The organism is Pseudomonas mendocina, assembly GCA_037482215.1.
In the GTDB taxonomy this organism is placed as follows: Bacteria; Pseudomonadota; Gammaproteobacteria; order Pseudomonadales; family Pseudomonadaceae; genus Aquipseudomonas; species Aquipseudomonas mendocina_E.
The window spans coordinates 3,776,114-3,794,702 of the sequence record CP148074.1; the positions used below are offsets into that span (position 1 = coordinate 3,776,114).

18 protein-coding genes are annotated in these 18,589 nt (G+C 56.2%); 3 read left to right on the forward strand and 15 right to left on the reverse strand.

Features of this window, described 5'->3' with window-relative positions; genetic code table 11:
- Positions 1 to 89: 89 nt before the first annotated feature.
- The 5 genes from WG219_17625 to murJ form a co-directional block, all read right to left on the reverse strand.
- Positions 90 to 527 (reverse strand): peptidylprolyl isomerase, encoded by a 438-nt coding sequence (locus WG219_17625; GenBank protein ID WXL25102.1) that lies wholly within the window; start codon positions 525 to 527, stop codon positions 90 to 92.
- Positions 524 to 1,030 (reverse strand): signal peptidase II, encoded by a 507-nt coding sequence (gene lspA / locus WG219_17630; protein ID WXL25103.1) that lies wholly within the window; start codon positions 1,028 to 1,030, stop codon positions 524 to 526. Before lspA ends, WG219_17625 begins: the two co-directional genes overlap by 4 nt.
- Entirely contained in the window at positions 1,023 to 3,854 is a 2,832-nt protein-coding gene (ileS, locus tag WG219_17635) for an isoleucine--tRNA ligase (GenBank protein WXL25104.1), read from the reverse strand. The genes lspA and ileS overlap by 8 nt, the downstream gene beginning before the upstream one ends.
- Before the next feature lie 10 nt (positions 3,855 to 3,864).
- Positions 3,865 to 4,803, reverse strand: a complete 939-nt coding sequence (gene ribF / locus WG219_17640) for a bifunctional riboflavin kinase/FAD synthetase (GenBank protein WXL25105.1) — start codon at positions 4,801 to 4,803, stop codon at positions 3,865 to 3,867.
- An 81-nt stretch (positions 4,804 to 4,884) separates the two neighbouring features.
- A complete protein-coding gene (murJ, locus tag WG219_17645; GenBank protein WXL25106.1) occupies positions 4,885 to 6,429 on the reverse strand; it encodes a murein biosynthesis integral membrane protein MurJ in 1,545 nt (514 codons plus the stop codon).
- A gap of 194 nt (positions 6,430 to 6,623) precedes the next feature.
- Between murJ and rpsT the strand changes: the two genes are divergently transcribed.
- Positions 6,624 to 6,902: a 30S ribosomal protein S20 gene (gene rpsT, locus WG219_17650; GenBank protein WXL25107.1), complete on the forward strand. Its 279-nt coding sequence runs from the start codon at positions 6,624 to 6,626 to the stop codon at positions 6,900 to 6,902.
- Between the two features lie 107 nt (positions 6,903 to 7,009).
- On the opposite strand, the gene WG219_17655 is transcribed toward rpsT, so the two are convergent.
- The 5 genes from WG219_17655 to rplU all read right to left on the reverse strand — a co-directional run bounded on the left by WG219_17655 (position 7,010) and on the right by rplU (position 10,664).
- Positions 7,010 to 7,471 carry a CreA family protein gene (locus tag WG219_17655; protein WXL25108.1) on the reverse strand — a complete coding sequence of 154 codons (462 nt, stop codon included), beginning with the start codon at positions 7,469 to 7,471 and terminating at the stop codon, positions 7,010 to 7,012.
- 10 nt (positions 7,472 to 7,481) lie between these two features.
- The gene (gene proB / locus WG219_17660; GenBank protein WXL25109.1) at positions 7,482 to 8,600 is read right to left on the reverse strand and encodes a glutamate 5-kinase; all 1,119 of its coding nucleotides are present in this window, start codon (positions 8,598 to 8,600) and stop codon (positions 7,482 to 7,484) included.
- A gap of 68 nt (positions 8,601 to 8,668) precedes the next feature.
- Positions 8,669 to 9,889 carry an Obg family GTPase CgtA gene (gene cgtA / locus WG219_17665; protein ID WXL25110.1) on the reverse strand — a complete coding sequence of 407 codons (1,221 nt, stop codon included), beginning with the start codon at positions 9,887 to 9,889 and terminating at the stop codon, positions 8,669 to 8,671.
- Between the two features lie 164 nt (positions 9,890 to 10,053).
- On the reverse strand, positions 10,054 to 10,311 hold the full coding sequence (gene rpmA, locus WG219_17670; protein WXL25111.1) for a 50S ribosomal protein L27: 258 nt from the start codon (positions 10,309 to 10,311) through the stop codon (positions 10,054 to 10,056).
- Positions 10,312 to 10,352: 41 nt separating this feature from the next.
- A complete protein-coding gene (gene rplU, locus WG219_17675; GenBank protein WXL25112.1) occupies positions 10,353 to 10,664 on the reverse strand; it encodes a 50S ribosomal protein L21 in 312 nt (103 codons plus the stop codon).
- A gap of 246 nt (positions 10,665 to 10,910) precedes the next feature.
- Between rplU and WG219_17680 the strand changes: the two genes are divergently transcribed.
- Entirely contained in the window at positions 10,911 to 11,876 is a 966-nt protein-coding gene (locus WG219_17680; protein WXL25113.1) for a polyprenyl synthetase family protein, read from the forward strand.
- 152 nt (positions 11,877 to 12,028) lie between these two features.
- Positions 12,029 to 12,256 (forward strand): hypothetical protein, encoded by a 228-nt coding sequence (locus WG219_17685; protein WXL25114.1) that lies wholly within the window; start codon positions 12,029 to 12,031, stop codon positions 12,254 to 12,256.
- A 60-nt stretch (positions 12,257 to 12,316) separates the two neighbouring features.
- Here WG219_17685 and WG219_17690 read toward each other — a convergent pair whose 3' ends face one another.
- From WG219_17690 to ettA, 5 genes are all read right to left on the reverse strand, one after another.
- On the reverse strand, positions 12,317 to 12,934 hold the full coding sequence (locus tag WG219_17690; protein ID WXL25115.1) for an FKBP-type peptidyl-prolyl cis-trans isomerase: 618 nt from the start codon (positions 12,932 to 12,934) through the stop codon (positions 12,317 to 12,319).
- Positions 12,935 to 13,022: 88 nt separating this feature from the next.
- Positions 13,023 to 13,511, reverse strand: coding sequence for a TIGR00645 family protein (locus WG219_17695; GenBank protein ID WXL25116.1), 489 nt, complete (start codon positions 13,509 to 13,511; stop codon positions 13,023 to 13,025).
- Positions 13,512 to 13,708: 197 nt separating this feature from the next.
- Complete coding sequence (locus WG219_17700; GenBank protein WXL25117.1) at positions 13,709 to 14,050, reverse strand: hypothetical protein; 342 nt, start codon at positions 14,048 to 14,050, stop codon at positions 13,709 to 13,711.
- A 206-nt stretch (positions 14,051 to 14,256) separates the two neighbouring features.
- On the reverse strand, positions 14,257 to 16,716 hold the full coding sequence (locus WG219_17705; protein WXL25118.1) for an AAA family ATPase: 2,460 nt from the start codon (positions 16,714 to 16,716) through the stop codon (positions 14,257 to 14,259).
- 145 nt (positions 16,717 to 16,861) lie between these two features.
- Positions 16,862 to 18,529, reverse strand: coding sequence for an energy-dependent translational throttle protein EttA (gene ettA / locus WG219_17710; GenBank protein WXL25119.1), 1,668 nt, complete (start codon positions 18,527 to 18,529; stop codon positions 16,862 to 16,864).
- Positions 18,530 to 18,589 lie beyond the last annotated feature (60 nt).

Here is an 18,589-nt window from a genome sequence, read left to right on the forward strand (position 1 = left end):
GTAGGTAATGACTCGGCAGCAGTGTTTCTGTGCTTCATCTGCCCTGTGAATCAGGGCGAGGCTGCCGGATGGCGACAGCCTGTTCTGTTTCAGACCGCTTTAACGTCGATGATTTCAACATCGAAGCTCAGCGCTTTACCGGCCAGCGGATGGTTGAAATCCACCACAACGGTTTCGTCGGTGAAGGACTTCACCACACCCGGCAATTCAGTATTGGCAGCATCATTGAAAATCACCAGCAGGCCTTCGGAAAGGTCCATGCCTTCGAACTGATTGCGCGGGATAACCTGTACGTTCTGCGGGTTGCCCTGACCAAAGCCTTGCTCTGGACTGATGGCAATGCTGCGCTTATCACCGGCTTTCAGACCAAACATGGCCTGCTCGAAACCAGGCAGCAGGTTGCCGTCACCCACTTTGAAGGTGGCTGGGTTCTTGTCGAAGGTGCTGTCCACTACATCGCCGCTCTCAAGCTTGAGGGCGAAATGCAGAGTCACTTGCCGATCCGGGCCAATGAGTAATTCAGTCATGGGGCCTTGTCTCCGGACTTTTCACTTTTAAACATATCCAGTGCGAGCAGAATCGCACCGCAGGTAATCGCCGTGTCGGCGATGTTGAATGCAGGGAAGTACCACTTGTTCTGCCAGTGGACCAGGATGAAATCCACCACATGGCCGAAAATCACCCGATCCACCAGATTGCCCAAGGCGCCGCCCAACACCAGTGCCAGCGCAACCGCCAGCCAGGTTTCGTGGGGTTTTAGGCGCTTGAGCCAGACCACCAGCACAACGCTGACGACCACAGCGATGGCAGCGAAAAACCAGCGCTGCCAGCCTGCTGCATCGGCCAGAAAACTGAATGCGGCTCCGGTGTTGTAGGCCAGTGTCCAGCTGAAGTAATCAGGGATGATCACGATCTGCTGGTACATGGTCAGGCTGTTATCAAAGTAGAACTTTGTCGCCTGGTCGATCACAAACACCAGCAACGTCAGCCATAACCAGACCAACCGTCCATAGCCGCCAGTTTTAGGCATAGTGGCGAACCTCTCCTTCACCTTCGATGTTGTCCACACAGCGACCGCAGATTTCCGGGTGCGCCGGGTTCACGCCGACGTCTTCACGGTGGTGCCAGCAGCGGGCGCACTTGGCGTGGCTGGATTTCACTACTTTGAGCTTCAGGCCGGACACTTCAGTTTCCACCGCATCAGCAGGTGCAGACGCCAGCGGTGCCAGTGTTGCAGTGGAAGTGATCAGCACAAAACGCAGTTCGTTGCCCAGTTTATTCAGGTCAGCGATCAGCGCATCTTCAGCGAACACGGTCACTTCAGCTTGCAGGTTGCCACCGATGGCTTTGGCTGCACGCTGGTTTTCCAGTTCTTTGTTGACCGCTGCTTTAACAGCCATGACGCGATCCCAGAAGGCGCGATCCAGTTCAGCATCAGCAGGCAGCTCGCTCAGGCCTTGATACCAGCCGTTGAGCATGACCGACTCGTTACGCTCACCCGGCAGGTATTCCCACAGTTCGTCCGCGGTGAAGGCCAGTACCGGAGCGATCCAGCGCACCAGCGCTTCAGCGATGTGGTACAGCGCCGTCTGGCAGGAGCGACGGGCCAGGCTGTTGGCCTGAGTGGTGTACTGACGGTCTTTGATAATGTCGAGGTAGAAACCGCCCAGCTCCTGCACGCAGAAGTTATGAACTTTCTGGTAGACGTTCCAGAAACGGTAGCTTTCGTAAGCCTCTTCGAGCTCACGTTGCAGCAGCAGCGCACGGTCCACTGCCCAACGGTCCAGCGCCAGCATGTCTTCGGCCGCGACTAGGTGCTGCGCCGGGTCAAAGCCATTCAGGTTGGAGAGCAGGAAGCGCGCGGTGTTACGGATACGGCGATAGGAGTCAGCGCTGCGTTGCAGGATGACTTTGGACACCGCCATTTCACCGGAGTAGTCGGTGGACGATACCCACAGGCGCATGATGTCAGCACCCAAGGTATCGTTCACTTCCTGCGGTGCAACCACGTTGCCCAGGGATTTGGACATTTTGCGGCCGTTCTCATCAACCACAAAACCATGGGTCAGCAGCTCTTTGTACGGAGCATGGCCGTCGATGGCACTGCCAGTCAGCAGGGATGAGTGGAACCAGCCGCGGTGCTGGTCGCTGCCTTCCAGGTACAGGTCGGCACGCGGGCCGCTGGTGTGACCCAGCGGATGGGAGCCACGCAGCACGTGCCAGTGGGTGGTACCGGAGTCGAACCAGACGTCCAAGGTGTCGCTGATTTTGTCGTACTGAGCCGCTTCATCGCCCAGCAGCTCGGCAGCGTCCAGTTTGAACCAGGCTTCGATGCCTTCCTGCTCAACACGCTTAGCCACTTCTTCCATCAGCTCAGCAGTGCGCGGGTGCAGCTCGCCAGTGGCTTTATTGAGGAAGAACGGAATCGGTACGCCCCAGTTACGCTGGCGGGAGATACACCAGTCAGGACGACCAGCGATCATGCTGTGCAGACGCGCCTGACCCCAGGCCGGTACGAATTTGGTCTGATCAATGGCTGCCAGCGCACGCTCACGCAGGGTCGGACCTTCGTTCGGTTGCTTGTCCATGCCCACGAACCACTGCGCAGTCGCGCGGTAGATCAGCGGCGTTTTGTGGCGCCAGCAGTGCATGTAGCTGTGCTGGATAGGATCGTGCTTGAGCAGCGCGCCCACTTCTTCCAGCTTGGCGACGATGGCCGGGTTAGCCTTCCAGATAAACTGGCCGCCGAACAACGGCAGATCAGCAACATACACACCGTTGCTCTGCACGGGGTTGAGAATGTCGTCGTTGCTCATGCCGTACTGTTTGCAGGTACGGAAGTCATCCTCACCGTAAGCAGGCGCGGAGTGAACAACACCGGTACCGGAGCCCAGTTCAACGTACTCAGCCAGATAGACCGGCGAGAAGCGCTCATAGAATGGATGACGGAAGCGAATCAGATCCAGCGCCGCACCCTGAGCGGTGGCGATCACTTCGCCTTGCAGCTCGTAGCGAGCCAAGCAGCTTTCAACCAGCTCTTCCGCCAGGATCAGCAGGCGCTCGCCGGTATCAACCAGCGCGTAGGTGAATTCCGGGTGTACGTTGAGTGCCTGGTTGGCCGGAATGGTCCACGGTGTAGTGGTCCAGATCACGATGGAGGCAGGCTTCGGCAGGCTGGGTAGGCCAAAAGCAGTGGCCAACTTGTCGGCGTCTTCAACAGCGAAGGCAACGTCAATGGCATCGGACTTCTTGTCCTGATATTCCACCTCTGCTTCAGCCAGTGCAGAGCCGCAGTCAAAACACCAGTTGACCGGCTTGAGACCTTTAAACACGAAGCCTTTTTTGACCATTTCTGCCAGCGCGCGGATTTCCCCGGCTTCGTTGGCGAAGTTCATGGTCTTGTACGGATTGTCCCAATCACCTAGCACGCCCAGACGGATGAAGTCGGCCTTCTGCCCTTCGATCTGCTCACCGGCATAGGTGCGGCAGCGCTCGCGGGTCAGGTCAGACGGCTGGTTCTTACCGAAAGTGGTCTCGACCTTATGCTCAATCGGCAGGCCGTGACAGTCCCAGCCCGGCACATAGGGGGCATCGTAGCCCGCCAGGGTCTTAGAGCGGGTGATGATATCCTTGAGGATTTTGTTAACCGCGTGACCGATGTGAATGCTGCCGTTGGCATAGGGCGGGCCGTCGTGCAGGACGAACTTCGGGCGGCCTTCGCCTTGCGCGCGCAGCTTCTGATACAGGCCAATATCGTTCCAACGCTGCAGAATCTGCGGCTCGCGTTGCGGCAGGCCGGCCTTCATCGGAAACTGGGTATCGGGCAGATTTAGCGTGGCTTTGTAATCGGTCATCTCAGGCTCTTCACTTAAGCGGTTGACCCTGCCAATGGGCACGGGCGGCGGCAATGTCGGCGGCTATTGCCGTCTTTAGGTCCTCAAGGGAGGCGAAACGCTGCTCATCTCGCAGCTTGCGGTGGAAAGCCACCGACAAACGCCGACCATATAAATCGCCGGCAAAATCCAGTAAATGCACTTCCAGGTGGGCTTTGCCATCACCTGTAACGCTCGGTCTAACGCCGATGTTGGCCACTCCTGGGCAGGTCTGGCCGTCAATTTCACAACTGACCAGATACACACCTTTAAGTGGTACGCGCTTGCGCTTGAGTTGCACGTTGGCAGTCGGCGCATTCAACTGGCGGCCGAGCTTCTGCCCATGCAGCACCCGGCCAGTAATTTCGAATGGGCGGCCCAGCAAATGCTCAGCCAGGGCAAAATCGCCTGCACTCAGAGCCTCACGCACTCGCGTGCTGCTGACTCGCTCAGAATCCAGTTCGACTGTGCTGGCAGCTTCTACGCTAAAGCCTTCACGCAAACCGGCCTCGGACAGAAAGGCAAAATCTCCTGCACGGTCACAGCCAAAGCGGAAGTCATCCCCTACTTCGAGGTGCTTAATGCCAAGACCGTCCACCAGCACTTGCTGCACAAACTCACTGGCACTCAGTTCGCGCAGGCGGCGGTTGAAAGCCAAGCACAAGACACGGTCTACGCCCTCCGCTGCCAGCAGTGTTAGCTTGTCACGCAGACGATTTAAACGTGCAGGCGCAGCATCCGGAGCAAAGAACTCCCTAGGCTGCGGCTCAAAAATAACCACGCAGCTCGGTACGCCTAGCTCTGCCGAACGCTCACGCAAACGCGCCAAAATGGCCTGATGGCCACGATGGACGCCGTCAAAATTACCTATGGTGGCGACACAACCCCGACTCTCGGGCTTCAGGTTGTGCAAACCTCGAACCAGCTGCATAACGCGCTTCTTGCTCATAAAGTGGCCGATTATACGCACACAGCGCGACTGACAACAGGCGGCAGCAACGCCGCCCGACAATCAATAGGCTGCACGACGGGAAAAATCACGTAAACGGAAGCCCAGGAGGAACAGCATTCCGAAATAACTCAGCAACCCGACAACGACCAATCCAGCCAGACGCAGCAGGCGCCATAACATCACGCCCTCTGCCCAAGCAGGCATGTACTGCATGCACAGCACCAACACAGCCGCCATAAACAGCACAGCCACTAACACCTTGCCAAAAAATCGCGCCCAGCCAGCTTGAGGCTTGAACATTTCAGCTTGGCGCAGCTTCCAATACAGCAGTGCGGCATTCATGCACGCCGCCAAGCCTATAGCCAACGCCAGCCCTGCATGCGCCAGCGGAAAGACGAAAACGAAGAGCACGTTCATCACCTGAGTGGCGAGCAGGGTAAACAGAGCAATACGCACGGGCGTCTTGATGTTTTGCTGCGCATAAAAACCCGGCGCGAGAATTTTCACCAAAATGATGCCGAGCAAGCCAAAGGAATACGCGATCAACGCCTGCTGCGTCATTAACGCATCATTAGCCGTGAACTTGCCGTACTGAAACAAGGAAACCGTCAGCGGCTCGGCCAGCACAGCCAACGCCACCGCACTGGGCAACGCCAGCAAAAAGCATAGACGCAGGCCCCAATCGAGCAATTTGCTGTACTCGTCACAGTTATCTGCGGAATAGGTTTTGGACAAAGCCGGTAACAGGATCGTCCCTAGCGCCACGCCCAAGACCCCCGAAGGCAGCTCCATCAAGCGATCCGCGTAATACATCCATGAAACCGATCCGGCCACCAGAAATGAGGCGAAGATGGTGTTAATGATCAGAGAAATCTGACTGACGGAAACGCCGAAAATCGCCGGCCCCATCTGCTTCATCACCCGCCAGACACCCGTATCCTTCAGATTCAGACGAGGCAAGACGAGCATGCCAACCTTTTTCAAATGCGGTAGCTGATACAGCAATTGCATCAAACCGCCCACCAATACCGCCCATCCCAACGCCATGATTGGCGGATCAAAGTAAGGTGTCAGGAACAGCGCAAAAACGATCATGCTGACATTCAGCAATGTCGGCACGAACGCAGGAACGCTATAGCGGTTCCACGTGTTAAGCACGGCACCAGCTAGGGATGACAGCGAGATCAGCAGAATATAAGGGAATGTGACCCGCAGCAGATCCGTGGTCAGCTCAAAGCGCTCAGCATTTTCGGCAAAACCCGGTGCCGACACCCAAACAATCCAGGGCGCCGCCAGCACACCCACGAATGTGACCAATGCCAGCACCAACGTGAGCAAGCCAGTGACATAGGCTAGAAACGTCCGCGCGGCCTCATCACCCTGCTGGGTTTTATATTCGGCCAGAATGGGCACAAACGCCTGAGAAAAGGCGCCTTCAGCAAAAATCCGCCGCAACAGATTCGGTAGTTTGAAGGCCACAACGAAGGCGTCCGATGCCACGCCCGCACCAAAGATACGAGCAATAATGGTGTCGCGCACAAAGCCCAACACCCGTGAAAGCATGGTCATCGAACTGACAGCAGCCAGCGACTTAAGCAAATTCATGTAATAATTCGACTTCCGCAACGTGCATGCCCGTCGAACGGATACGACGGCACAAAGCAGTGGAGTGTAGCGATCCTCTACTTAGCAGACCAGCACGACAAGCACGAAACACGCTTGACAGGGCCGACTCATATCGGCATGATTCGCGGCCTTATTTGTTTGTAACCCCCCAGTTTTTTTCGAGGAGCTTGACGGTGGCCAATACACCTTCTGCCAAAAAACGCGCCAAACAGGCTGAGAAGCGTCGTAGCCATAACGCCAGCCAGCGCTCCATGGTTCGTACCTACATCAAGAACGTTGTTAAGGCTATCGAAGCCAAAGATCTTGAGCAGGCTAAGACCGCTTACACCCTGGCTGTGCCGGTAATCGACCGTATGGCTGACAAAGGCATCATCCACAAGAACAAAGCCGCTCGTCATAAGAGCCGCCTGAATGGCCACATCAAGGCCCTGGGCGAAGCTGCTGCCGCTTAATAAGCGCTTTAGCTGCTGTTCTTGAAAAACCGGCCTCTGGCCGGTTTTTTATTGCCCAGTATTTACCCACAACAATAAAAAGCCCGAATCACTTCGGGCTTTTTCACTTACTGCTTAGGCCAAGGCAGGATTGGGATGGCCGTCACCGCATTCTGCGGACTGCCATCAATGACCCGATCACTGTAGACCAGGTACACCAGCGTATTACGCTTACGGTCAAAGAAGCGAACTACCTGCATGGTTTTAAACACCAGCGACGTCCGCTCACGGAAGACCTCCTCCCCTTCTTTCAACTCACCAGCAAAACTGATCGGCCCCACTTGGCGACAGGCAATGGAGGCCTCTGCGCGATCTTCCGCCAGACCCAACCCACCCTTCACACCACCCGTCTTAGCCCGAGAAAGGTAGCAAGTAACACCCTCGACCTTAGGATCATCAAAAGCCTCGACCACAATCTTGTCGTTAGGCCCAACAAACTTGAAGACAGTCGATACTTCGCCAATCTCTTCAGCAGCTGCCACCAACGGAAGCGCCACCAACCCTGCGAGCAATCCTTTAATCAACCTCATTCAATCACCCTCAAAGCAGAACCATGTTATCCAGGTGCACCAACTCAGGCTCCCCCACATAACCCAACTGCTCAGCTATGGCATCAGAAGGCTTACCAAGGATCTTTTTCGCCTCCTGCGCACTGTAATTAGCCAGACCGCGCGCAATTTCCCGACCATCAGGAGCCTCGCACACGACCATCTCACCACGGCGGAAAGCACCCTGCACAGAGCGCACCCCAACAGGCAACAAGCTCTTGGTACCCGTAGACAGCGCCTTAACCGCCCCCTCATCAAGAACCAACGTGCCACGTGTTTGCAAATGCCCCGCCAGCCACTGCTTGCGCGCTGCCAGCGTTGAACGCTCAGGCTCAAGCAAAGTACCCAGACGCTCACCGGTTTTCAGGCGAGCCAGCACTTGCTCAATTGCCCCACCAACAATCACCGTATGCGCCCCTGAGCGCGCAGCCAGGCGAGCAGCTCGCAATTTAGTCTGCATACCGCCACGGCCTAACGCACCACCCACACCACCCGCGACCGCATCCAAAGCCGGATCATCCGCCCGCGCCTCGAAAATCAGCTCAGCATCGGGGTTATGACGAGGATCAGCGTTATACATGCCATCCCGGTCGGTCAGAATAACCAACAGGTCAGCCTCAACCAGATTAGCCACCAAAGCCGCCAAGGTATCGTTATCACCGAAGCGAATCTCATCCGTGACCACGGTATCGTTTTCGTTGATAACCGGCACCACATCCAGGTCAACCAGTGTGCGCAGGGTGCTACGGGCATTCAGGTAGCGCTTGCGATCAGAAAGATCATCATGGGTCAGCAAAATCTGCGCAGTGCGCAGGCCGTACTCAGCAAAGCTGGACTCCCACGCTTGCACCAAGGCCATCTGACCAATAGCAGCAGCAGCCTGTAACTCATGCATAGCACTCGGCCGGGAGCTCCAACCCAGACGACTCATCCCCGCCGCTACCGCACCGGAAGATACCAGCACCAACTCGACACCCTGCTCACGCAGAGCAACCATCTGCTTGACCCATACCGCCATCGCAGCACGATCAAGACCACGCCCATCAGCCGTTAGCAGCGCACTACCGATTTTCACTACCCAGCGACGAGCACCGGTTACCTTGTCACGCATGATCTTCTAACCCTAGCAGCGATCTGTGATTGCAAAAACGCCGCAATTAAGCGGCGTTGATTGAATGCTTAATCCCGGACGTAAATGATTTCCGGGCCATCGTCTTCATCTTCATCCCAGAAGTCATCATCCTCGTCGACATCACCGACAGCCTTAACACCTGTACGGCGTAGCTCACGCTTATCATCCAGGGCCTGCAGCTGGGCACGCGCCTCAGACTCGATACGCTCATCCAACTCAGACAGTTGCGCAGCATACTCCGGATCTTCCTGAATACGCTCAGCGCGCGCCTCAAGGAAATCCATGATGTCATAACACAGCTGCTCAGTCCCCTGACGCGCCAATGCAGACACTACATAAACCGGGCCCTTCCACTCAATACGGGCAACGATCTCATCAATCCGCGCCTGCTGCTCATCTTCAGGTAACTGATCCGCCTTGTTCAGCACCAACCAGCGCTCACGCTCGGTCAACGCCGGGCTAAAGCGTCCCAACTCCTCGATAATAGTGGCAGCTGCCTCAGCCGGATCAGTCAAATCCAGTGGCGCCATGTCCACAAGGTGCAGCAACAGACGGGTACGCGACAGGTGCTTAAGGAAACGAATACCCAAGCCCGCGCCATCCGACGCCCCCTCAATCAGCCCCGGAATATCCGCGACCACGAAGCTCTTGTAGCGATCCACACTGACGACGCCCAAGTTCGGCACCAGCGTAGTGAACGGGTAATCAGCTACCTTCGGCTTGGCCGCCGATACAGCACGAATGAAGGTACTCTTACCGGCATTAGGCAAACCCAGCAAGCCCACATCTGCCAACACCTTCAGCTCGAGCTTAAGGTCACGCGCCTCACCCGGTTTACCCGGCGTGGTCTGGCGCGGCGCACGGTTGGTACTGGACTTGAAGCGGGTATTACCCAGACCGTGCCAACCACCCTGAGCCACCATCAAACGCTGGCCCGGCTTAGTCAAATCACCAATCACTTCCTGGGTTGCACTATCAATGACCGTAGTTCCTACCGGAACCGGCAGAATCAGATCATCACCTTTGCGGCCAGTACAATCCGTACTACCACCCTTTTCGCCATTCTGCGCATTGAAGCGGCGGGTATAGCGATAGTCCACCAACGTGTTCAGGTTCTCGTCAGCCTCGATATACACCGAGCCACCATCACCACCATCACCACCGTTAGGGCCACCTTTTTCAATGAACTTCTCACGACGGAAGCTCATCATGCCGTTACCGCCGTCTCCGGCCTTTACGTAAATCGACACTTCATCGACAAATTTCATGGCTACGCCTCCCGCTAATAGGCGGGTCATCCAAACTAATAAACCAGGCTCTTGCGAAACCGCCCTGCCTACACAGCACCCAAGACAGTTTGGCAAGAACCCCACAAGCATACAGAAACAAAAAAGCCCCGTCGCAGGACGGGGCTTTTCAAGCGGTCATGCGATTAAGCAGTAACGACGCTTACGTAACGGCGGTTGAACTCGCCCTTTACTTCAAACTTCAGCACGCCTTCGACTTTAGCGAAGAGAGTGTGATCTTTACCCATGCCAACGCCGTAACCAGCGTGGAATTGAGTGCCGCGCTGACGCACGATGATGTTGCCTGCTTTGATAGCCTGGCCGCCATACATCTTCACGCCAAGGCGTTTAGATTCTGAGTCGCGACCGTTGCGGGTACTACCGCCAGCTTTTTTGTGTGCCATGAGTTCAATACTCCTATAAAGGGATCAAAGGCCGAATTAAATTAGGCCGAGATACCGGTGATTTTGATCTCGGTGTACCACTGACGGTGGCCCTGGCGCTTCATGTGGTGCTTACGACGACGGAACTTGATGATAGTTACTTTGTCGTGACGGCCTTGAGCTACAACTTCAGCTACAACCTTGGCACCTTCAACAACAGGAGCGCCGATTTTAACGTCGTCGCCGTTGCCTACCAGCAGAACACGGTCAAAAGTCACAGCTTCGCCAGTGGCCAGCTCGAGCTTTTCAACCTTGAGGAATTCGCCTTCGGTGACTTTGTATTGCTTGCCACCAGTTACAATTACTGCGTACATGGTAAATCTCCGTTAATCCTGCTCACCCAGCGCTTTATAGGAATATGTTTCGGCTGGCATGGCTGCTCGGGGCCGGATCGACACCCTTGCAATTGCGTAAGGCAGGGAAATACCCAGGGGAATGTTCAGGGTGCGCGATTGTACGCAAGCATCGGCCACAGCGCAAGGCCCATACCCTCTCGCCTTGACAGCCTCTGGCCCGGCACCTAGCATGCCGCGCATTCCAAAATGTTTCAGGTACCAGCGATGCAACAGGCTTTCTACCATGTAGTGGCGGATGACTTCAGCGCCGTCGACGGCATCATTCGCAACCAACTGGTGTCGCGAGTACCCCTCGTCGAAAAGATTGGCGATTATATCATTTCAGCTGGCGGCAAGCGCCTGCGCCCGCTGCTGGTTTTGCTGGCAGGCCGCGCCCTGAATTATCAGCAGGATGATCTGCAACTGCTGGCCGCCACCATCGAGTTTCTCCACACCTCTACCCTACTGCACGACGACGTGGTGGATAAGTCCGACATGCGTCGCGGCCGCTCCACCGCCAACGCACAGTGGGGCAACGCTCCCAGTGTTCTGGTCGGTGATTTCCTCTATGCACGCTCCTTCGAGATGATGGTGACTCTTGGCTCCATGCCGGTCATGCAGATCATTTCCCAGGCTACTCGCGTGATTGCCGAGGGCGAAGTGCTGCAACTTTCACGCGTGCGCGACGCCAGCACCACAGAAGAAATCTACATGGAGGTCATTCGCGGCAAGACCGCCATGCTCTTTGAAGCATCGACCCACAGTGCCGCGGCCCTGGCTAACGCCCCTCAGGAGCAACGTGAAGCACTGCGTACGTTTGGTGATCACCTAGGGATTGCTTTCCAGTTGGTAGATGACCTGCTCGACTACCGCGGCGACGCTGCAGCACTGGGCAAAAACGTGGGTGACGATCTGGCTGAAGGTAAACCGACTCTGCCCCTGATCTACGCCATGCGCGAAGGCACGGCGGAACAGGCTGCACTGGTGCGCCAGGCCATCCAGAAAGGCGGTATCGAGGACCTTGAGCGCATCCGCGAAGCGGTCGAAGTCTCCGGCGCCCTGGATTACACCGCCCAGCTCGCCCGCGATTACGCCGAGCGCGCCATCGCTTGCCTTGACGCACTGCCTGAGAGCGCCCACAAGGACGCGATGATCGAGCTGAGCCGCTTCGCCGTAGCCCGCACCCACTGATCAACGCCTCTCCTAGACAAAGCCCGCCACTCCCGGCGGGCTTTTTGTTTTCCCACCCCGCCCAGCACAGGCGCAGCCTCACGGCAAATTAAGTCTTGCTATAATCTAAATAAGAATTATTATCATCTTGTCTTTTTAAAGGGAGATAAGTCATGACCTATCTTATTGACGCTTGGCTGGACCGCCCACACCCCTACCTGCGTATTCTAAATCGCAATACTGGCGAAGTTTGTGCACTGCTTGAAGAAGACGCTCTGGACGAACTGCGTGATCAGGGTGATTTGGATTTGCATGAACTCAGCTCTAGCGAGCCGTTGGTACTGAAAGAATTGGTGCGCAATCTTTTTCTGTTCTGCTACGCACGGGCGTTGCGCCCTTGAAACTAACCGACATCAAGAAATACACCGGGCCGCAACAACTGTACGGCCCGGCATAGAACGTTACAGAACGTCGAGCAACTCGACGTCAAACACCAGAACGCTGTGCGGCGGGATGCTGCCTACGCCTTGCGCGCCGTATGCCAGCTCGCTCGGCACGTACAGACGCCATTTGCTGCCCGCATTCATCAGCTGCAGCGCCTCAGTCCAACCGGCAATTACGCCTGCAACCGGGAATTCAGCTGGCTGGCCACGGTTGTAGGAGCTGTCGAACACAGTACCGTCGATCAGCGTGCCGTGGTAGTGAGTACGTACGCTGTCTTCGCGGCTTGGCTTAGCGCCTTCGCCCGTTGTCAGCACTTCGTACTGCAGACCAGAAGCCAGAACGGTTACGCCGTCACGCTTAGCGTTTTCCGCAAGGAAAGCCACACCGGCAGCGGCTGCAGCTTCAGCTTTAGCCTGCGCTTCAGCCTGCATGATGTCACGGATGACTTTGAAGCTGGCATTCAGCTCTTCTTCACTGACGCGGCTGTCTTGGCCGTTGAAGGCATCAGTCAAGCCCGCCAGGATGGCATTCAGGTTAACGCCTGGAGGCGGGTTGTCACGCAGTTGGCCACCCAGCTGGCGACCAATGCCGTAGCTGACGCGACTTTCGTCAGTAGAGAGATTCAATTCGGACATCATGCTGCTCCGTGGGGGTTAAAAAGGCCGGCAAGACTAGCACAAACCTACCGACCTCTCCCAATCAGTCACAGCAACAAGCCATGGCTTAGTGCTTGGTCAGTTTATCCAGATAGCCCATGGCAAAGGCCGAAACGACGAATGTCATGTGGATGATGACGTACCACATCAACTTGGTATCGGCGATGTTTTGAGCATCCATGAATATCTTCAGCAAATGGATCGACGAGATGGCCACGATGGACGCAGCGACCTTCATTTTCAGGGAGCCGGAGTCCATCTTGCCCAGCCAATTGAGTTTTTCTTTACTCTCGTCGATATCCAGCTGGGATACGAAGTTTTCATAGCCGGAGATCATCACCATCACCAGCAGTCCACCTACCAGCGCCATGTCGATCAGCGACAGAATGACCAGAATCAGATTGGCCTCTGCCATGTTGAATACGCCTGGCAGCAAATGGAAAAGCTCCTGAAAGAACTTCAACGCAAGCGCCAGCAGCCCCAGCGAAAGGCCAAAATAAATCGGCGCCAACAGCCAGCGAGAGGCGTACATCGTATTTTCAATAAAGCGTTCCATAAAAACTCACTGAAGATTTGAAAACGGCGGCGAGTATAACCAGCGATTCGGGCCAAGCAAGTTAATACCAGTGAACAAAAATGTCGCAGTTGATGGTTATCCCCGTCATCTGTGGATAACCTTGTATATAGCGACAGGATTGATTGTCACAGGCCTGTAATAACGGGGCCTCTGGGCTTCTGATCAAATAGTCGCCATCAGGGCTCAGGAACACCTTGGCAACCCTCTTCCACAACACTGCCGCGGGCATTGGTACGGCGTAACTCAGCCTGAATGTGTAGACGCCAAATGGGCATATCCAGGCAGGTCTCGTAACCCATGGCTTGCAGATTACAGGCCACATCACCCATCACCGCTTCTACCTCGAAAGCCCCATGGAACGGGCCTTGCGCCTTAACTGAAGAAGGCTGAGAGTCAGATAAACCTGCCGCACAAATCAGCACCCACAGCCCTCGTCCACCATCCAAAGGCAGTGCTGCACACTCGATGCGGGTGCTCATGCCAAAGCAATTACGGCAAAGTGTGAGGTAGCGGGACATGGATAAGATCTCCACGGAGGCTTTACTTCAGCCTATACCCCAGCAGCCAACCTGTCGAAGTTATAAGTTATCCCCGTTGGCTGTGGATAACTCTGTGCATGGCTTCAGGAAAACAGCCTCTGAAGCCGCAAGTACGCGAGTTCCGCCGGATAGCTCAATGAGTAACCACTTTGCCAGTAGGGCTCATGGGATACCCGGCGGTCGACTCACTCTGCTGCAGGCTTTTTAGTGCGCGGCTTCTTTTCTTTGGCCGGAGCCGGCTCAGGCTTTTTCGCCTCTTCCTTCTCCTCTTCTTCCAAGCCCATCGCTGCAATGTCACGCAGGCGTTCGACCACCCGCGCATTGACGCTACCCGCAGGGAACTGACCGGCCTCATTGGGTGTGCCAGCGTCCTGTCCGACCAGCAGACTCAAGGCCTCATCCACATGACGCACGGCATACACGTGGAACTGCCCCGCCCGCACAGCTTGGAGTACACGCTCATCCAGCATCAACGTGGTGACATTGGAGTGCGGGACGATCACGCCCTGCTCCCCGGTCAGCCCCCGTGCTTCGCACAACCGGAAGAAACCTTCGATTTTCTCGTTCACCCCACCGACTGCCTGCACCTCACCAAACTGGTTGATGGAGCCGGTAATAGCGAAACACTGCTTCAGTGGCGTACGCGACAGAGCAGAAATCAGCGTGCACACCTCACCCAGCGAGGCGCTGTCGCCATCCACATAACCGTAGGACTGCTCCAGTGCGATGCTGGCGGAAATCTCCAGCGGGAACTGCTGGGCATAACGGCTACCCAGGTAGCCCGTCAGAATCATCACACCTTTGGAGTGGATGGGCTGGCCGAGATTGACCTCACGCTCAATATCCACAATACCGCTGCCACCGGGATATACGGTGGCCGAGATACGCGCTGGCACGCCAAAGACCGAATCCCCGACCTCAAGGACGGTTAAGCCGTTGCACTTACCCACAGCGGCGCCGTCTGTATCGATCAGGATGATACCGGCCAGCATGTCGTCGATGATCCGCGCAGAAACACGTCCGGTACGGGCAGCCTTAGCTTTGAGCGCACGCTCAATATGACCAACATCGGTGACAGTCTCACCAGCCAGACTGCGAATGAAGTCGGCCTCGCTGACCAACTGGAACAGATCACCAATACGCGCTGAAAGTCGCCCTTGATGCTCCGCCAGACGTGCACTATAGGTCGCTACCCGGGCTACCGCTGCGGAGGTGAGCGGTGCCATCCCCTCTTCCGAGGTACGGGTTTTTAGCAACTGCGCGAACTGCTCAAGGCTGTCATCGGCCAGCGGGATGTCTTCGTCAAAGTCCACCAGTACCCGGAACATCTCTTGAAAGTCTGGATCCAGGTCTTGCAAGGTGTAGTACAGCTGGCGGGAACCGATGATGACCACCTTCAGGTTCAATGGCAGCATCTGCGGCGTCAGGGTTACGGTGGCGATCCGGCCCAAATCGCCCAATGGGGATTCCATCTTCAATTTGCGCGATTGCAGCGCACGCTTGAGTGCATCCCAGACAAACGGCTCGCCCAGTAGTTTTTCCGCCTCCAGAACCAGGAAGCCACCATTGGCGCGGTGCAATGCCCCCGGCCGCAGCTGACGATAACTGGTGTAGAGCGCCCCCTGGTCGGTGTTGTATTCAATGCGCCCAAACAGGTTGTCGTAGGTTGGGTGGGGTTCAAACACCACCGGCGCGCCACCATGGGCATGGTGGCCAACCACAAGGCTCGGGCAATACTGCTCTTCAAGCATCTTTCGGGTTTGCGCGTCAGCCTTCTCTAACTCAGCCAGCTGATCCACGACGGTTTTCAGCAAGTTCACCTGCACAGCCTGCAAATAGGCGCAGACACCTGCATTTTCCGCATATTTTTCGGACAGCGGCGCCAGCAGCGGTTGCAAGGCAACTGTGATGGTTTCTTCGTTGAGCTGTCGCAACTGATTGCTGGACTCACGCTTCCATTGCGGCAGGCTGGCTAACTCCTCGTTCAGTCGCTCCTCCAGGGCTGCGATATCACTGTGGAAGCGCTCACGCTCAGCCTCTGGCAGCTGGGCGAACTCCGCCTCATCCAGCGCCTTGCCTTCCAACATCGGAGTAAAAGCGATGTTGCTGCTGTCGCGATAGAGGGCGATGCTCTTTTCCAGTGACAGCTTTTCAATCACGTCCAGCGCCTGGTCGTAGCGCTTGTTGAAGGCGCGGTCGATGGCATTCTTTTTCTGCTGGAACGAAGGGTGCTCAAACACCGCCGGGAATGTCGCCAGCAGGTTGTTAATCAACGAGTTGATATCCGCAATGAACTCAGCAGCCGTACCGGCGGCTAGTTCAACCGCCCGAGGCTCGCGGGGCTCGTCAAAATGATTGACATAGACCCAATCTGACGGAGTTTCCAGACGTTTGGCTTCAGCATTGAGGTAGCGCTTAACAAATGAGAAGCGCCCAGTGCCGGATTCGCCCATAACAAACACGTTGTAGCCCGGCCGTGGCATCGCCACGCCGAACTGCAACGCCTCAACAGCACGTTCCTGCCCTAATACGCCACGGAAGGGCTCCAGATCTTCAGTGCTGTTGAATTTGAACTGGTCAGGAGAGAAAGGACGGGTAAGCGCTTCAGGCGCCAAGCGCAAATGCGCTGCGATGGAGTCTGGCATTGGAATTCCTTGGACGGGGGCCTGGATAAATCATGGCTGCATCAGCCATGCACCACAAGCCATCTGTGCAACGGCGTGCCATGCGGCACGTTTGAAGCAGTAAAAGTAAAACGGAGCCTTTCGGCTCCGTTTTATAACGACCCGATTACTGCGCCAGTTTCTTGTAGCGCACGCGGTGCGGCTGAGCAGCTGCATCGCCGAGGCGTTTCTTACGATCGGCCTCGTATTCGGTGTAGTTACCTTCGAAGAACTCAATGTGCGAGTCATCTTCATAGGCCAGGATGTGAGTCGCAACGCGGTCCAGGAACCAACGGTCGTGAGAGATCACAATGGCAGCGCCTGGGAAGTCCAGCAGGGCTTCTTCCAGCGAACGCAGGGTTTCAACGTCAAGGTCGTTAGACGGTTCGTCGAGCAGCAGAACGTTAGCGCCCTCTTTCAGGGTCAGGGCCAAGTGCAGACGGCCACGCTCACCACCGGAGAGGTCTTTAACGAACTTCTGCTGGTCGGCACCTTTGAAGTTAAAACGGCCCACATAGCCACGGGACGGCACTTCATAGTTACCGATGCGGATCATGTCCAAGCCATCGGAGACCGCTTCCCACACAGTTTTGCTGTTGTCCAGATCATCACGGCTCTGGTCTACGCAAGCCAGTTGCACGGTATCACCGATCTCGATGGTGCCGGAGTCCGGCTGTTCTTTGCCCATCAGCATGCGGAACAGGGTCGATTTACCGGCACCGTTACCACCGATAACACCGACGATGGCGCCTTTAGGAATGCTAAACGACAGGTTGTCGATCAATACACGGTCGCCATAGCCTTTGGTGACGTTGACGAAATCGATCACTTTATCGCCCAGACGCGGGCCAGCAGGGATGTAGATTTCGTTGGTCTCAGCACGCTTCTGGAATTCCTGCGATTGCATTTCCTCAAAGCGCTGCAAACGAGCTTTGGACTTGGCCTGACGGGCTTTAGCGCCTTTACGCACCCACTCCAGCTCTTCCTTCATAGCCTTTTCATGGGCAGACTGCTGCTTGGACTCCTGAGCCAGACGCTCAGATTTGGCTTCCAGCCAGCCAGAGTAGTTGCCTTCATAAGGAATGCCAGCACCGCGGTCCAGTTCCAGAATCCAACCGGCAACGTTATCCAAGAAGTAACGGTCGTGGGTAATCGCCACCACGGTACCCGGGAAGTTGTGCAGGAACTGCTCCAGCCAGGCGACTGAGTCGGCATCCAAGTGGTTGGTCGGTTCGTCGAGCAGCAGCATGTCCGGCGAGGACAGCAACAGACGGCACAGCGCTACACGGCGCTTTTCACCACCGGACAGGTGCTCAACCTTAGCGTCCCATGGCGGCAGGCGCAGGGCGTCAGCTGCCACTTCAAGCTGACGCTCAAGGTTGTGACCATCGCTGGCCTGAATGATGGCTTCCAGCTTGGCCTGCTCGGCAGCCAGCGCATCGAAATCGGCATCGGGCTCAGCGTACGCTGCGTACACTTCATCCAAACGGGCTTGCGCCTGCTTGATGGTGTCGACCGCCTCTTCTACGACTTCACGCACGGTTTTGCTCGGGTCCAACTGCGGCTCTTGGGGCAGGTAGCCAACGTTGATACCAGGCATTGCGCGGGCTTCGCCGTCGAACTCTGTATCAACGCCCGCCATGATGCGCAGCAGGGTCGATTTACCGGCGCCGTTAAGGCCAAGCACACCGATCTTCGCACCCGGGAAGAAAGACAGGGAGATGTTCTTGAGGATTTCACGCTTCGGCGGAACAACTTTGCTCAGCCGATGCATGGTGTAAACGTATTGAGCCATGAATAACCTGGGTTATAGATTCAACGAAGAAAACCGCCGGGTTGCCGTGCAGTGCAGGCT

Bases quoted from the DNA above. Each gene is read 5' to 3' on its own strand.
- WG219_17625 (WXL25102.1), bottom strand. From the start codon at position 527: ATGACTGAATTACTCATTGGCCCGGATCGGCAAGTGACTCTGCATTTC.
- lspA (WXL25103.1), bottom strand. From the start codon at position 1,030: ATGCCTAAAACTGGCGGCTATGGACGGTTGGTCTGGTTATGGCTGACG.
- ileS (WXL25104.1), bottom strand. From the start codon at position 3,854: ATGACCGATTACAAAGCCACGCTAAATCTGCCCGATACCCAGTTTCCG.
- ribF (WXL25105.1), bottom strand. From the start codon at position 4,803: ATGCAGCTGGTTCGAGGTTTGCACAACCTGAAGCCCGAGAGTCGGGGT.
- murJ (WXL25106.1), bottom strand. From the start codon at position 6,429: ATGAATTTGCTTAAGTCGCTGGCTGCTGTCAGTTCGATGACCATGCTT.
- WG219_17655 (WXL25108.1), bottom strand. From the start codon at position 7,471: ATGAGGTTGATTAAAGGATTGCTCGCAGGGTTGGTGGCGCTTCCGTTG.
- proB (WXL25109.1), bottom strand. From the start codon at position 8,600: ATGCGTGACAAGGTAACCGGTGCTCGTCGCTGGGTAGTGAAAATCGGT.
- cgtA (WXL25110.1), bottom strand. From the start codon at position 9,889: ATGAAATTTGTCGATGAAGTGTCGATTTACGTAAAGGCCGGAGACGGC.
- rpmA (WXL25111.1), bottom strand. From the start codon at position 10,311: ATGGCACACAAAAAAGCTGGCGGTAGTACCCGCAACGGTCGCGACTCA.
- rplU (WXL25112.1), bottom strand. From the start codon at position 10,664: ATGTACGCAGTAATTGTAACTGGTGGCAAGCAATACAAAGTCACCGAA.
- WG219_17680 (WXL25113.1), top strand. From the start codon at position 10,911: ATGCAACAGGCTTTCTACCATGTAGTGGCGGATGACTTCAGCGCCGTC.
- WG219_17685 (WXL25114.1), top strand. From the start codon at position 12,029: ATGACCTATCTTATTGACGCTTGGCTGGACCGCCCACACCCCTACCTG.
- WG219_17690 (WXL25115.1), bottom strand. From the start codon at position 12,934: ATGTCCGAATTGAATCTCTCTACTGACGAAAGTCGCGTCAGCTACGGC.
- WG219_17695 (WXL25116.1), bottom strand. From the start codon at position 13,511: ATGGAACGCTTTATTGAAAATACGATGTACGCCTCTCGCTGGCTGTTG.
- WG219_17700 (WXL25117.1), bottom strand. From the start codon at position 14,050: ATGTCCCGCTACCTCACACTTTGCCGTAATTGCTTTGGCATGAGCACC.
- WG219_17705 (WXL25118.1), bottom strand. From the start codon at position 16,716: ATGCCAGACTCCATCGCAGCGCATTTGCGCTTGGCGCCTGAAGCGCTT.
- ettA (WXL25119.1), bottom strand. From the start codon at position 18,529: ATGGCTCAATACGTTTACACCATGCATCGGCTGAGCAAAGTTGTTCCG.